The organism is Nocardiopsis sp. FR4 (genome assembly GCF_009830945.1).
Lineage (GTDB): Bacteria > Actinomycetota > Actinomycetes > Streptosporangiales > Streptosporangiaceae > Nocardiopsis.
Window position 1 is genome coordinate 1 of the sequence record NZ_VWVV01000046.1, and the last position, 13,626, is coordinate 13,626.

The 13,626-nt window shown below is 67.2% G+C and carries 12 protein-coding genes and 1 tRNA gene; 7 read left to right on the top strand and 6 right to left on the bottom strand.

The annotated features are described in order from the left end of the window. Positions 1-201 precede the first annotated feature (201 nt). Positions 202-1,617, top strand: a complete 1,416-nt coding sequence (gene gltX, locus FYW95_RS26375) for a glutamate--tRNA ligase (protein WP_160050967.1) — start codon at positions 202-204, stop codon at positions 1,615-1,617. 1,271 nt (positions 1,618-2,888) lie between these two features. Here the strand turns inward: gltX and FYW95_RS26380 are convergent. Further along, positions 2,889-3,791: a sulfatase-like hydrolase/transferase gene (locus FYW95_RS26380; protein ID WP_160050968.1), complete on the bottom strand. Its 903-nt coding sequence runs from the start codon at positions 3,789-3,791 to the stop codon at positions 2,889-2,891. 4 nt (positions 3,792-3,795) lie between these two features. Then, entirely contained in the window at positions 3,796-5,046 is a 1,251-nt protein-coding gene (locus FYW95_RS26385) for a methionine adenosyltransferase (RefSeq protein WP_160050969.1), read from the bottom strand. Positions 5,047-5,196: 150 nt separating this feature from the next. Here FYW95_RS26385 and FYW95_RS26390 point away from each other — a divergent pair, with 150 nt between their 5' ends. Further along, positions 5,197-6,429: a helix-turn-helix domain-containing protein gene (locus FYW95_RS26390; RefSeq protein WP_160050970.1), complete on the top strand. Its 1,233-nt coding sequence runs from the start codon at positions 5,197-5,199 to the stop codon at positions 6,427-6,429. Positions 6,430-6,452: 23 nt separating this feature from the next. Beyond that, entirely contained in the window at positions 6,453-6,923 is a 471-nt protein-coding gene (locus FYW95_RS26395) for an NUDIX domain-containing protein (RefSeq protein WP_160050971.1), read from the top strand. Between the two features lie 4 nt (positions 6,924-6,927). Here the strand turns inward: FYW95_RS26395 and FYW95_RS26400 are convergent, their stop codons facing one another. Both FYW95_RS26400 and FYW95_RS26405 read right to left on the bottom strand, forming a co-directional pair. Continuing rightward, complete coding sequence (locus FYW95_RS26400; RefSeq protein WP_160050972.1) at positions 6,928-7,104, bottom strand: DUF397 domain-containing protein; 177 nt, start codon at positions 7,102-7,104, stop codon at positions 6,928-6,930. Then, positions 7,097-7,924 carry a helix-turn-helix domain-containing protein gene (locus FYW95_RS26405; protein WP_160050973.1) on the bottom strand — a complete coding sequence of 276 codons (828 nt, stop codon included), beginning with the start codon at positions 7,922-7,924 and terminating at the stop codon, positions 7,097-7,099. Before FYW95_RS26405 ends, FYW95_RS26400 begins: the two co-directional genes overlap by 8 nt. Before the next feature lie 208 nt (positions 7,925-8,132). Here FYW95_RS26405 and FYW95_RS26410 point away from each other — a divergent pair, with 208 nt between their 5' ends. The 4 genes from FYW95_RS26410 to FYW95_RS26425 all read left to right on the top strand — a co-directional run bounded on the left by FYW95_RS26410 (position 8,133) and on the right by FYW95_RS26425 (position 11,821). Continuing rightward, a complete protein-coding gene (locus tag FYW95_RS26410; RefSeq protein ID WP_236572331.1) occupies positions 8,133-8,603 on the top strand; it encodes an ATP-binding protein in 471 nt (156 codons plus the stop codon). A 979-nt stretch (positions 8,604-9,582) separates the two neighbouring features. Then, the gene (locus FYW95_RS26415; RefSeq protein WP_160050974.1) at positions 9,583-10,431 is read left to right on the top strand and encodes a replication-relaxation family protein; all 849 of its coding nucleotides are present in this window, start codon (positions 9,583-9,585) and stop codon (positions 10,429-10,431) included. A 702-nt stretch (positions 10,432-11,133) separates the two neighbouring features. Beyond that, a complete protein-coding gene (locus tag FYW95_RS28755; protein ID WP_160050978.1) occupies positions 11,134-11,577 on the top strand; it encodes a WhiB family transcriptional regulator in 444 nt (147 codons plus the stop codon). After that, positions 11,555-11,821: a helix-turn-helix domain-containing protein gene (locus FYW95_RS26425; protein ID WP_160050975.1), complete on the top strand. Its 267-nt coding sequence runs from the start codon at positions 11,555-11,557 to the stop codon at positions 11,819-11,821. The genes FYW95_RS28755 and FYW95_RS26425 overlap by 23 nt, the downstream gene beginning before the upstream one ends. Positions 11,822-11,891: 70 nt before the next feature. Here the strand turns inward: FYW95_RS26425 and FYW95_RS26430 are convergent, their stop codons facing one another. Next, on the bottom strand, positions 11,892-13,250 hold the full coding sequence (locus FYW95_RS26430) for a tyrosine-type recombinase/integrase (protein WP_160050976.1): 1,359 nt from the start codon (positions 13,248-13,250) through the stop codon (positions 11,892-11,894). Positions 13,251-13,542: 292 nt separating this feature from the next. Further along, positions 13,543-13,618, bottom strand: a tRNA-His gene (locus FYW95_RS26435). Positions 13,619-13,626 lie beyond the last annotated feature (8 nt).

The following is a 13,626-nucleotide window of genomic DNA, read 5'->3' on the forward strand; positions in this document are numbered from 1 at the left end:
AGTACTACGACGAAACCCACCTGGCCATCGCCGGCCTGGTCTCCGACCGCACAGCTATGCGGTAATCACCCACCAGCCGACTCGCTGGGCCAGCACGCCCCAACCTCAATCGCGCACCACGTCGTAATAGTGGCGCTGAACGCATCCGCCCGATCGTTGTCTCGCGTCGGTACGACAGCGGATCGCGCTAGGCTCTGTGGGGTGACTGATACCTCGATTCGCACCAGGTTCGCTCCTTCCCCGACCGGCATGTTCCACGTGGGCAACGCCCGGTCCCTGCTGCTGAACTGGGTGGTCGCGCGACAATCCGGCGGCACCATGGTGCTACGGATCGAGGACACCGACGCCGCCCGCTCCCGCCCCGAGTGGACTGAGGGCATCCTGGCCGCGATGGCCTGGCTGGGAGTGGACGCCACCCAGTACGAGGGCCCCTACTCCCAGACCGAGGCCGCCGACCAGCACACCGAGGCCGCCCAGCGCCTGCGCAAGGAAGGGCTGGCCTACTACTGCGACTGCACCCGCGAACAGGTCCAAGCCCGCCGCGACAACCCCAACCTGGGCTACGACGGGTACTGCCGGGACCGTGGGCTGGAGGCTGGACCGGGGCGTGCGCTGCGCTTCCGAATCCCCGAGGGCGGGCCGACCGTGGTCGACGACCAGATCCGAGGCCGAGTGGAGTTCCCGCACGAGGCCCTGGAGGACTTCGTCATCGCCCGCGGCGACGGCACCGCCCTGTTCGTCCTGGCCAACGTGGTCGACGACGCCGAGATGGGCATCACCCACGTCATCCGCGGTGAGGAGCACCTGTCCAACACCCCCAAACAGCAACTGCTGTGGGAGGCCTTGGGGCACACCCCGCCGGTGTGGGCACACGCCCCGGTCCTGGTGAACGAAAAACGACAGAAGCTGTCCAAGCGCCGCGACAAGGTCGCCATGGAGTCCTACCAGGCCGAGGGGTACCTGCCCGAAACCATGGTCAACTACCTGATGCTGCTGGGGTGGGCCCCCGGGGACGACCGCGAGATCATGCCGATCAAGGAGATGATTCCGCTCTTCGACCTGGCGGACGTCAACTCCTCGCCCGCCTTCTTCGACGAGAAGAAGCTGCGTGCCTTCAACGGCGACTACATCCGCGCCCTGGACGCGGACGACTTCGCCAAGCGCTGCGCCCCCTACCTGGAGGGCGAGCAGGTGCCGTGGCGGAGTGAGGACTTCGACGCGGAGGTGTTCGCCAAGATCGCCCCGTTGGCGCAGAGTCGGGTGGGAGTGCTCAGCGAGATCGTGCCGAACGTGGACTTCCTTTTCCTGGACACTCCTGTCTTCGATGACAAAAGCTGGGCCAAGGCGATGAAGCCCGGGATCGGCGCGGAGATGCTCACCGCCTCGATCGCCGCCTTCTCTGATGAGTCTTTGACCTGGGACGCCGAATCCCTGAAGGGAGCCCTTGAGCAGGCGGGGGCCGCTCAAGGGCTCAGGCTCGGCAAGGCTCAGGCGCCGGTGCGAGTCGCGGTGACCGGACGCACGGTCGGGCTTCCGCTGTTCGAGTCGCTGGAGCTGCTGGGCCGCGAGCGCACACTGGAGCGTCTGCGTGCGGCGCTGGAGCGGTTCAACGCCTGACGAGCCGAAGCCAGCCGCACGGCCGCCAACTCCGGAGGAAAGACCTCCAGCAGCTCCGACGCCCGGGGCCCGTCCCGCTGTCCGGTGAGCACCCAGCGCACCGGATGCGGAGGCGGGCCCTTGGCCCTGCCGTATGTCCAGGCGTCCATCCACCGCAGCGCCTCCTCTGCCTGCGCTGGAGGCGGTGCGTGTTCGATCTCCACGTCGGTGAGCGCTCGGCACAGCCGGACCTGTTGGGACAGCGGCCGCGGGTAGCGCTGGGCGATCCACGTGATGACGTGCGGCGGAGAGCCCGGACAGCGCTCACGCAGTTCCTGACCGGCCACCTCTGGAGCCAGGGTGACGGACACCTTCCGATCCAGGGAACGGAGGCGTCGTTCGTCCAGGAGACCGTCCCCGTGCCGGGGAAGAACCGTACGGATCTGATCCACCAGCTCGGAGAAGCCCACCGGCCGAGCAGCTGGCTGAGGCTGGTCCAAGTACGGCTCCGCGAAGAAGTACCGCAGCGTCGAAGGCCTGATGCCTCTTCCAAGAAGGTCGGCGATACGAGGCACCACAGGCCCCGGTTCCAGCAGTTTGGGGAGGAACAGGTGGGCCGGAGGGCGCATGCCTCCAGCCAGGGCCCAGTACAGGCGGACCTGCACGGGTGTGGCGTCGCGTTTGTCGGTGCCTCGGACGATCAGGGTCGTGCGCTGTTCGATGTCGTCCACGACCGTGGCCATATGCCACAGGGCCCGCCCGTCGCTACGCATGAGCGGGACCGTCTCCTGCGCTGGGTCGAGAACCGTGGTCGTGTTCACGGCCACGGAGGCGGTCAGAGCCCTGGGACAGACACCCTGTGCGTTCATGAACCGGTCAGTGGCGGCCACATCAAGGCAGGGAAGCCCTCGCCGCGTCACCAGGAGACCTTGGACATCCAGCCGCCGTAAGGCCTGCTGGTACCGGTCACCTCGCTGGCTCTGGCGGAAGACTTGCTGTTCGTCCTCGACCGGTATCTGAGCCACCCGCGTGAGCTCTCGGAGAAGCCGCGACCGGTATTTGTCGCGGCTGCGCAGGCTGTCGCTGTCGTCCCACCGAACCGCCACCCGCGCACGGACACCGAGACGCTGCGCGGCCCTGTGGGCTAGAAGCGCGGTGAGCAGATGGGTTCGCAGGACACCGACACGGAAGGACGCGTGGTTGGGGGAAACCCCCAGCCGTGTCCGGACACTCTCGGGGGACACTGTGGCGATCGCGGGATGTGTGAACCAGGCACGGAGGTCGGTCATGGATCATCCTCCGTCCAGTACGCCACACCACAGTGGCACCGTGGCGACCGTCGGATGCGGGTGCGCGTGACCGAACCGGCCGCCTTCGCCGAACTCCTCACCGTGGTCGGCACAGACCACCACCAGGGGACGTCTTGTGTTCAGCCGTGAGAACAGGTCCCCCAAGCGGCTGTCGGCCCACTCCAGGGCACGTCTCTGCATACCCAGGAGCACCTCGATTTCCTCAACGGTCAGGGTTTTCTTGCCGGAGGCGGTCTGCGGGGACTCGTGCAGCTGATACAGGAGCCGGAGAAGTTCCCTCTTCCGTTCGGTGAGAGGACTGAACGGGGTCGTATAAGGGATGTGTGTACTGGAGCAGTTGACGAACAGGAAAAACCGTTCAGCCGCCAGACACAGGTCCGCGAGCATTCGGGTGTGGGCCAACGGCAACCCTTCATCGCGATCGACGACACGCGCCTCCGATGTAACCGGGGCACGAGAGGGCCGACCGAAGTAGTGGAACTTCGGGAACAGCCCCGGTAGGCCGTTGGCCGGATCCGAGGAGTCGAAGAAGGTCACACCGCCTGCGCCCACCACCCGGTACCCCTTCCTGCCGTAGTGGGCCATCAGTGTGGGGCCATCGAACGCAACGGCGGCGCGGCGCTTGGAGGGCCGGGCAGCGGCCGAACGCCAGACCGTGTCCACGCTCTCTCCGCCGAGCGTGAGAACTCCTGAAACCGGCCGGGGAAGGAAACCGTTGAACAACGCGGCGTGTGCGGGGAGCGTGTAGGTACCCGGGCTCTCAGCCCGCACCAGCGGACCGAGCTTCGACAGGTTCGGGGTGTGCGCACCCATCGCTACGTCGTACCGGCAGGAGTCCAGGGTGACCAGAATGATGCTGCGATCGGCCAGGTCGTTGGTCGCCATCGACTCACACCTCCAGGACCAGTGACGGATCCCGAAAGCGGTCGATCGGAGACAAGGCGAGCAGGCGCTCGGAGAGCAGCGGAAGCTCGGCCAGAGTCGCGGCTGTCAGTTCCTCGATGGCATCACGGTTGGACTGGGCACCTCGCCCTGCCAGGCGGACACCTACGAACGAGGGGTCGTCCAAGCGGTCGCCGTTACGCGACACCAGCACCACCTCGTTGGCCACACCGAGCTTGGTGTGAAGACGGTCGGCCAGACGAGCGGCGGCGAGCGTGTACAGCTTGCCGGTGTGGTGTACGGGATTCTTCCCGGCCAGGGCCTCCACTCCCGCACCACCGCTGGCGGAGATGACGCCGTTGGCCTTGTTGCCCCGGCCGACGAGCCCGCAGTCGCCCTTGCCCAGCGAGGTCCCGAAGGGCGCCAGGTAGGCGCTACGACCATGGTCCTTGGTATTGACGTTCAACTGCGTCAGCCACGGAGACCGCCGTACCACCGGGTGCTGGCAGACGAAGGCGTCGAGCCGGTCGTATGTCGCGGTCACCAGAGCCGTGTACTCCCGGTGTGAGCCGACCGCTTCGGGATGCACCGGAAGACAGGCGGTCACCTCCACCACGTCTACCGCCCGGACGAGCATCACCTTGACGTCGGAACCGAGGCCGTCGAGCCCTTCCTTGAAGGAAGCGCTGTTGACGTGGTTCTCCACATCGACGGCGAGGGTGTCCAGAGGGTCAACTGGAGCGTAGGCACTACAGAAAGCCGTGTCGTTGGCCACCACACCCTTGCCAGGGACACGGCACTCCTCGCCAGCGGACGGGCGGTAGAACGAGGCGGGGTGGTCCGCACCGATGCCGGCGGTGTTCTCCACGAAGCTCCGTACAGAACGGACGATGTCCTCATTGCCGGTCGCCTCGAGAAGCACGTCCTCGACCACGTCACGGAACAGTTCCTCGATCGGAAGGGACTGGTCGCCCACCGAGCGCGTCACCTTGCCGAACAGGTACGCGCTGATGGGCTTGTGGACCGTGTAACCGCCGAAGGAGACCTCCGTCTCGGCTCCGACCAATGCCACCTTGTCCACCCAGTGGTTCGGGACCGCTCCGAAGAGGTCGAGTCCGTGGAGCGAGTAGCGGCGGGAGAACTCCTCCGCGATGAGGTCGGCGAGGGAATCCGGGTGACCGATTCCCTTGCGTTCGACGACGTTGAATCCCGTGGTTGCTGTGGTCCGGTCGATGCCGTCATGCCAGGTTATCCGCATGATCTTCTCCGAATACGAGCGCTGTATGGGGGAGCCGGGAGAGAAGCAATGCGCGAGCCTTCTCCAACACCCAGAGGGGTGCTAGGAAGTTAAGGTCAAGACCTCCGTAGAACCCGGAAAGAAAATCCGGGGTCTTCGCGAAGGAGACCGATGCCCTCCCTCCCCCTCCACCGACTCAGTCCCGGCCAGCGTGTCGCCTGGCACCGGCTTCGACGCGGCCTCTCACAGGAGGTCCTGGCCGGGTTGGTCGGGCGGACCGCCGACTGGCTCGGCAAGGTCGAGAACAATCGGGCGCCGTTGGACCGCCTTCCAGTGATCCGGTCACTGGCCGATGCCCTCGGCGTATCGGTCATCGACCTCATCGGTGACACAAAGGAAGATCGGAGTAGAAACCACCAGGACCTTCACGTGGAAGCCGTTCGCTCGGTTCTCATGGACTACCGGTACAGCGAACCCGTATTTCCGATCACCCAGAACGACGAGCGCCCGCCCGAGCTGCGTTTCCTTCGCCACGAGGTGGAGACGGTCATGTGCGCTTACCAGGCATCCGATTATCAGCGGGTGCTGTGCAAGCTCCCGGACCTTCTCGTGCGATCCCGGTCGGCGGTGCGTTCCTATACGGGTAAACGGCGGAGGGCGGCAGAAGCGCTGTCTGCCCTCGCATCACAGGCCTGCGCCATGATCCTCACGAAACTCGGAGAGACCGACCTGGCGTGGATAGCGACCGAGCGAGGACTGAAGGCGGCCTTTGCCTGTGGGGACCTGGCCGTGCAGGGCTCCCTGATGAGGTCGGGTGTGCACTCGCTCCACTCGCGTGGACAACATCGGACAGCGGTCGCCATGGCAGCCGACGCAATCTCGTATCTACGCGGTGAACGGAGCAGTCACTCCGGCGTGCCCCGCATGCTCTCTGTTTACGGCACTCTCCTGCTCCCAGGAGCCGTAGCCGCGGCACGCAGCGGCGACCGCGCCACCGCGACCGCCTATCTGGAGGAGGCAGAGAAGACCGCCGAACAACTGGGACGGGACGCCAACCACCTGTGGACGGCCTTCGGGCCGACCAATGTGGTCCTTCACCGCGTGACCGTCGCGAGCAGCCTGGGTGATCCGCGTGCCGTTCTCAGGCTGGGAACCAGGGTCGACACGACAGGGCTGCCGGTGGAGAGGAGGGTCCGGCACCTTTTCGAGCTCGCCCAGGCCCTGACCGCTGTCAATGAGGTCTCCTCGGCCGTCGACCGCATGCTCGAAGCGGAGGGGCTGTCTGCCTCCCACGTCCACCGCCACGTGATGAGCCATCAGATCGTGGCGCGCATGATGCGCTCCAAGTCCGGACGCAGAGAGCGGAGGCTGGCGGATCTGGCACACCGGATGGGAACGATCTGACTCGGGGCCGTTAGTGTCGGGGCATGGCCTCTGATCCCACGGAATCCTTCGCCCGTCCCCGGGTCGCCGCTGGCGTCCTGTTCTTCGACGATGAGGGGCGGGTGATGATGGTGGTCCCGTCCTACAAGGACTACCTGGACATCCCCGGCGGCTACATCGAGCATGGGGAGACACCGACCCAGGCCGCTGCACGGGAGGTGAAGGAGGAACTCGGCATCACCCCGCCGATCGGACGGCTCCTGGTCGTTGACTGGGCGCCCAATCCCTCCGAGGGCGACAAGCAGCTCTTCGTCTTCGACGGGGGCGTGCTCGACCAAGGCTGGCTGGATCAGATCGCTCTCGACCCAGCCGAACTGAAGGGGTACGAGTTCCATGACGTGGCCTCGATCGCGAAGGTGACGATCCCCCGGCTCGCGCGCAGGATCACCCAGGGCACACACGCCCGTAAGGAGGGCACGACGGTCTACCTGGAGAACGGTGAGACGGTCTCGTAGACGCTCACTCGTTGGCGGAGTGAAGCGTGTTGACGAAGGCGAGCCATTCAGAACCGCTGAAGGACAGGTGCCCCGACTCGCGATTCTGGGTGTCGCGCACGTCCGTGCCGGTGCTGTGCTCGCGGACTTCGACGCACTCGTTGTTGCCGCCGCTGTAGGACGACTTGTGCCACTCAGTCACCGTTGATCCTCTTCATCTCGTTACGGATGGTTCTTAGCGTCTCATCCGGTCCCCAAGCCACGCCCTGCAAGGCCGCGAACCACATTCGGTAGCGCCCCACCTCGTTGGTCGCGGTGATGATCTGTCCCTGGTGAGCCGACTCCACGTAGACCACCTCGGGCTGGTCAGCTGAGGTGATGACTCGGAAGGGGCCGTTGTTGCCTGCATGGCGCGGCTCATCCACGGGGACCACCAGCAGGTTGACGCGCTCCTTCTCGACCAGGTCCACCACGTAGGCGAGTTGTTCCAGCTGTACCTGGGCCGAACCGTAGCGGCGCATGAGCAGGGACTGGTCTACCACGAGCCAGATGACGGGGGAGAGCGCCTTGGCCATCTGCTGTGCCCTGCGAGCCCTTTGCTGGGCGCGTTCGGCGAGTTCGTTCGCGGACAGCCAGGGAGCACCGTAGCGGATCACGGCTCGCGAGTAAGCCTCGGTCTGTAGATACACCGGGAACACCAGTGCCTGGTACTCGTACAGGGCGTCGGCACTGTGGGTGCGCTCGGCGACCTCGTGCAGCCATGCCCGCCGGCCTGAGCCCGTCAACTCCTCCCAGAGCCGTTCCAGGCGTCCTCCGCCGTGCAGTATCTCGTCGAGGGCCCGACGTAGCCAGGGCTTGGCTATGGCCTTACCGATCTCGATGTCGGAGATGTGGGAATTGCTAACAGTCGTGCCGCGCTGGCTGATACGGCGTGCGACGGCCTCCTGGGTCAGTTCGGACTCATTTCGGAGCCTGCGCAACTCTCGTCCGAAAACTTTCAAGGTGCGTTCGTCAGGGGTCATGCGTTCATGTGACCACACCAGGACATGTGCCGTGGAGGAATTCCAGAAGATTCCAGAGCCTCTTGGAAGATTCACGGGTTATCCGGACGCTCTTACGGATCTTTTCCTCAGAGCCGCATCCTTGCTTCGTGGGCTCACGCACAGCGACCACGACCACGGCGAAAGGACCTGGTGGAAATCCATGACCCCGGCCCAGATCTCTCTCGATTTGCCCAGGCGTATCCGCCACACCGATCCCGACACCAGCGGCCTGCTCTGCGGCTCCGATCCCCACCACGTTGGGGCCGCGCGTCGGTGGGCGATGCAGGCCACCAGGACCACACCCGGCGCGGCCCACCCGCTGCTGGTCTCCCTGACCGAGCTGCACACCAACGCCTTGAAGCACACCGCCTCTGGGCTTGCGGGCGGTCGGGTGCGGATCGAGGTTCAGCGGCGCCCACGCCTGTTCCTGCTCCGGGTCAGCGACGACGGCCCCACACCCGGCGGGAAGGTCACCATGCCCGAGCTATGCCAAAGGCTCGGCTCACAGGAATCAGCCCTCGTGCTGGCCGAGGTCGGATACGGCCTGGCGTTGGTGGGCGCGATGGCCCTGTACTGGGACGTCGCTGGAGACGCGGGTGGTCCGTTGACGGTTCGTGCGGCTTTCGACCGTTCCGGGCGGGCCCGTCTGCGTTGGTGATTCCGTGCGCGGTGGCATTTCTGAGCGGTGGGTATTGAAGAACCTCGCTCATCCAAGCGACCATCAACCGCCCCGGCGGAAGCGGCGCCCTTTTCCGTAGGGTTCGGGCTTTTCATGCCCTTTGTGTGGTGTGGGTGGGAAGCGCAGTTCCGGGTGGCGTACGACCCCGGGGTCAAGGACACCCGCCCGCCCGCACGACTGATGACAGAAGAGAAGTGGAGGCGCCCCGGCCCGGTGTTCGCACCACCAGGCCGGGGCTGAAATCCCCACCTGGAGTAAGCAGGAGGAGATCGTGGAGAAGCCTAGCGGGAAGCACCGCAAACCCGTCCGAGGGTGGGCCCAGCAGGTGCGGTGGCTGTTCGGCGCAATGCTCGCCGCGCTGCTGTGCAGCCCTGTAGAGACACGTCAGGAGCGGCGCCCGCTGCCGCCACCTCGCCGGGGCGCGCTGGAGCAGGCCAAGCCCTTGCCCCGCCCCAGGACCGTCGTACCTGGAGTACAGAGGCCACAGGCGGGAAGCGTTCCGGTCGCAGCCCGGCACACACGCCCGGTTGCGGGGCCGGTGAAGGTGCCGCCTCCGCGTCGGCCTCACTCCTCCGAGCAGGGGTGGTGCGTGGATGACGATGGGGTGCGCGGAGTACGCCCCTACCTCTTCCATCAGCCGGGCGGGGACCCCCGCCGCGGTGAGCGGACACCGGCCACAGGCGGGCCGGGGGAGTTCGATGAGCTGGCCGGTCTGGTGAGGACCTGGCTGGACACACGCCGCTGAACACCCTCGCCTTCTTGGGGTGGTGCCACGGATGTGGCGCCGCCCCGCAGGTCTTGGCGGAGCGGATACCTCCACTGAACCCGCTGTGAACCCGAAGTGAACCCGCCTCCTGGCACCTCGGAGTTGTCCTCTCCGGTGTCGCATCCACGTCTCCGCTCGCCTTCTTAGGAGGTCAAAAGCAAAAAAGAGAGCGACAGCCCCGGAGGGGTACGCGTGAACGACTACGAAAAGACCCTGATCCACCTGGCCCCGAGGATCACCGATCGGGACCGGCAGATCCTGGTCGGCCTGTGGGAGCACCAGGTGATGACCACCCACCACCTGCACCGCCTCTACTTCCCCCACGCCGGGCCACGCCGGGCCCGCTCGCGCCTGCTGACCCTGCACCGCTACGGGGTTCTCAACCGGTTTCGCCGCCACGCCCACGACCGCAACGCCCCCGACCACTGGATCCTGTCCCCCACCGGCGCGGCCCTGGTGGCCCTGCACCAGGGCAAGGAGCCCGACGCGCTGAACTTTCGCTCCGACCGGACCCTGGCCCTGGCCCACTCCCCGCGCCTGGACCACATCCTGGGCCTGGCCCAAACCCGCGCCGCCTTCGCCCAAAGCGCCCGCCAGGTGGGGGCGCGCCTGCGGTGCTGGGATGGGGAGCGCGAGTGCGAGATCCGGTGGGGCCGCCACATCCGCCCCGACGCCTACCTGCGCTGGGTCCAGGACCAGGTGGTGGTGGACGCCTTCGTCGAGTACGACACCGGCACCGAATCCCTCTCCCAGCTCAAGCGCAAGATGCCCGGTTACGCCAACCTGGCCCGAGAAAGCAAGCTGCCCTCGATCGTGCTGGTGCTGGTCCACTCCGACCAGCGCGAGGACAACGCCGCCCGCAAACTCGCCGCGCACTGCACCGGCACGGTCGGGGTGTATCTGACCACCCACCACCGGTTGGCCCACCAGGGGGCGGCCGAACCGATCTGGCGCCTGGCCCACACCCCGAACCGGGTGTGCTTGCGCGACATTCCCCGCGCCTACCCCGACCCCACCCCACTAGAGGCCGTGGACGAGTAAGGACCGGTGGGAGCATTCGGGGCTGCACCAACCCGGCGGGGTGGTGAACCCCTGCTCCACGGGGAGGTCCTGCCCCGGGTCCGGGACCTCTTCCCGCCGGGCGTCCCGGTGGTGGTCCGGCCTTGGGTGGACCACCCCTGAGACCAGTCACAGTGCAGGTCACGCGGGCTTGGGGGTGGTCCACCGGCCGCCCAGGCTGTCTACCAGGAGGTAGTCCTCTTCACGTAGGGCGGGCGGCGCCCCGGGGTGTGCGGGGGCGCGAACACCCCCGCACACCCCGGGCGTCAAGCCCATGCGCACTCTCACCCGTTGGCCCCCACCACCCAGGCCGGCCACTCGTCCTACTCTCCTTCGAACCTCTTCCTGTTTCCCGTTCCTGGTCTTCTCCTGCACTGCTCCGCGCTGGTGGTGTGGCGCGATCAAGATCGACCAGCCAGCCGAGGAGGACAGCGGCGCGCCTCGCTCTGCTCGCGCGCCGTCTTTCTTCGCGTCCCGGGACCGCTCGCGCTCGGCGAAGCGAGTCATAGCAGCGCTGCGAGGCCGCCACCTTGGTCGTGAAGTCGATGTCGCATCCGCGCTTGCTGATGTCTTCCTTAGGGGGCATCAGGGCGAGAGCGCCACCGCGATGGCGCGCCCCGGGCGAGGCCGGGGCGTGGGGTGTGGTGCTCGCGCCGGATCGTGACCGATCACGAAAGGGCGGACATGGGGGACAGGCAACGACAGGCGCGACGGGGGAAGCGGGGCCCGCTGGTGGGCGACGTGGCGGCCCGAACCCGGGGCTTGCGCCCCACGGGCCAGGATGATGTGCGGGGCGCGGACGGGCCCTCTGACGGCCCCACAGGGGCCGATGCCGCCCGTGCTGTCAGGGGCGGCGGTGGGGCCGGGTTCGGTGGGTGGCAGGCGCACGCGGCCTGTCGGGGCCAGGACCCGGACCTGTGGTTCCCACACCAGGGCGGGTCGGTGCGCGCGGCCAAACGGGTCTGCCGCATGTGCCCGGTGCAGATCAACTGCCTGGCCGAGGCGATGAAGCGCGGCGAACTCTACGGGGTGTGGGGCGGCGCCTCCGAGGACGAGCGCCGCCAGTTCCGCGCCGCTGTGCGCAACGAGCGCGGGGGAGGTGCGCATGGCCCGAGCCGAGCGGCCTGACAACGACAACGCCCGTGACGGGAGCGTTCCGGAGCGGTTGCTGACGATTCCCGAGGCCGCGCGGGTGCTGGCGGTACCGGAGTCGTGGCTTCGCGAACGGGTCAGGCTCCGGCGGATACCGCACCGCAGGCTCGGCAAGCACGTGCGCTTCAGTACCGCTGACCTGGAGCAGATCGTGGAACGGGCCGCTCAACAGGTCGCGCCCACGCGGCGGACCGCCCATGGATGGCCACACACGAGGTGAGCCAGGTCCAAGTGAGCCGGTGGGGCGGGCTCTCACCCGCCCCACCGGCATACCCGGGCTTGTGCTGGTTCTAGGAGATGAGGCGCAGGTGCTGCTCACCCCCGGGGTCGGTCCACGGCCCCGTACCGGTGGGCGGTTCGTCGATGGCCTCGATCATGGTGTCGTCGATGTCGGTGACCAGGTGCCCGTACCGGTCCATGGTCGTGGTGATCGAGGTGTGGCCCAGGCGGCGCTGGATCTTGAACACGTGCACGTCCTTGTCGATCAGCCACGCCACGTGGGTGTGGCGCAGGTCGTGGATGCGCGGCTTCTTACCCAGCCCTCGTCGTTGGGCCTCCTTGACTCCGGGTGCCCACCTGCGTCCGTAGAAGGAGGAGTGGCGCCACCAGGACCCCCGGTCGGTGGTGAACACGAACTCCTCCGGGCCCTTGCCCTCCAACCGGGGTCGGAGGAGGTCGATGGTGCCGGGAGAGAGCGGGATGCGCCTGCGTGAGCTGCGGGTCTTGGGCGCACCGAGCCGGAAGGTGTTGTCGGGGCAGCGCTTCCACGCCCGCCGCACGTCCAGGTGCCCGCGTGTGAGCGGCTGTCCGTCGGGCCCGATGGCGGGGGTCAGGGTGACGTCGCGGACCTGGAGGGCGACCAGTTCGCTGTAGCGCATCCCGGTGCGCACGAACACCTCCACCATGTCCTGTACGTCCTCGGCCATGGAGTCGCGTAGCAGTGCGAACTCCTCCCTCGTCAGGAAACACATGTCGTGGTCCCCCTCGCCGTCGTCGATACGGGGCAGGCGGGTGCGTGAGGCCGGGTTGGACGGGCGTAGCGGCGGATCCTCGCGCACGGCGGCCTCGCAGATGGTGAACAGCAGCCCGTGCAGGTTGTGGATGGACTTGGGTGAGAGGGGCTTGCGCAGCCACCCCGGCTCCTTCTTGCGGCCCCGGCTGGGCGTGCTGGTCCTGTATGGGGCCGTGGGGTCTGGGGTGCCGGTGCGCAGGTGGTTGACCCATGCCCGTACGTCCTTGGGCTTGAGCTGGGCGGGGTCGCGCAGGTTCACCTGGCCGAAGCGGGGGAGTAGGTGGATGTCCAGGTCGCGGTGGTAGTCGGCGCGGGTGCGCTCCTCGATACCGGTCATGGAGTCGATGAGGTCGCGGGCGTAGTCGGCGAACAGCACCGGCTCGGCTTCCGGTTCCTCCTCTTCGGTCTTGACCCACCCGTGGCCGGGGACCCATCCCGGGGCCCAGCCCTGGCGGCGGATCCAGTTCTCGGGCCACTGGTGCCCGGCGGCCTCGACGTGGAGTTTGAAGGTGTGGGCGTCGGCGTGGGTGTCGAAGGGCTCGGACTGGGGCGCCCCGTCACGTTTGCCGCTGAGCCGCCATTTCACCCAGTAACGGGTGCGCCCGTCGGCCAGTGTGCGCTGGTTGATGGTTGCCATGCGTGGACCATCGCTTGGGTGGGCGCGGAAGCGAAGGGAATCGGGGGAAGGTTCTCGAAGATCTTTGCGCAGGCCAGCAGGGGTGTCCGGTCTCTCCGGATTTGCGCGGGATGTCATACGGACGACCATCGGCGCGTGCACCCGGGTGCACCCCCACCGGGGGATGAGTGACGGGATGGGTGGTGCACACTCACCAGCCAGATCTTTACCCCCGTGCACCCTCTGGTGCACCCCCGGACGCGCGAAAGCCCCTGACCGTTGCGCGTTTGCGCTGGTCAGGGGCTTTCACCTCTGGGGTGAGTGACGGGACTTGAACCCGCGACTTCTTGGACCACAACCAAGTGCTCTACCGGCTGAGCTACACCCACCACGTCCG

Excerpts from the sequence above, each read along its gene's own strand:
- FYW95_RS26380 (WP_160050968.1), bottom strand. The coding sequence starts at position 3,791 with ATGGCGACCAACGACCTGGCCGATCGCAGCATCATTCTGGTCACCCTG.
- FYW95_RS26430 (WP_160050976.1), bottom strand. The coding sequence starts at position 13,250 with ATGGCAACCATCAACCAGCGCACACTGGCCGACGGGCGCACCCGTTAC.
- FYW95_RS26385 (WP_160050969.1), bottom strand. The coding sequence starts at position 5,046 with ATGCGGATAACCTGGCATGACGGCATCGACCGGACCACAGCAACCACG.
- FYW95_RS26405 (WP_160050973.1), bottom strand. The coding sequence starts at position 7,924 with ATGACCCCTGACGAACGCACCTTGAAAGTTTTCGGACGAGAGTTGCGC.
- FYW95_RS26425 (WP_160050975.1), top strand. The coding sequence starts at position 11,555 with ATGGCCCGAGCCGAGCGGCCTGACAACGACAACGCCCGTGACGGGAGC.
- FYW95_RS28755 (WP_160050978.1), top strand. The coding sequence starts at position 11,134 with ATGGGGGACAGGCAACGACAGGCGCGACGGGGGAAGCGGGGCCCGCTG.
- FYW95_RS26390 (WP_160050970.1), top strand. The coding sequence starts at position 5,197 with ATGCCCTCCCTCCCCCTCCACCGACTCAGTCCCGGCCAGCGTGTCGCC.
- FYW95_RS26395 (WP_160050971.1), top strand. The coding sequence starts at position 6,453 with ATGGCCTCTGATCCCACGGAATCCTTCGCCCGTCCCCGGGTCGCCGCT.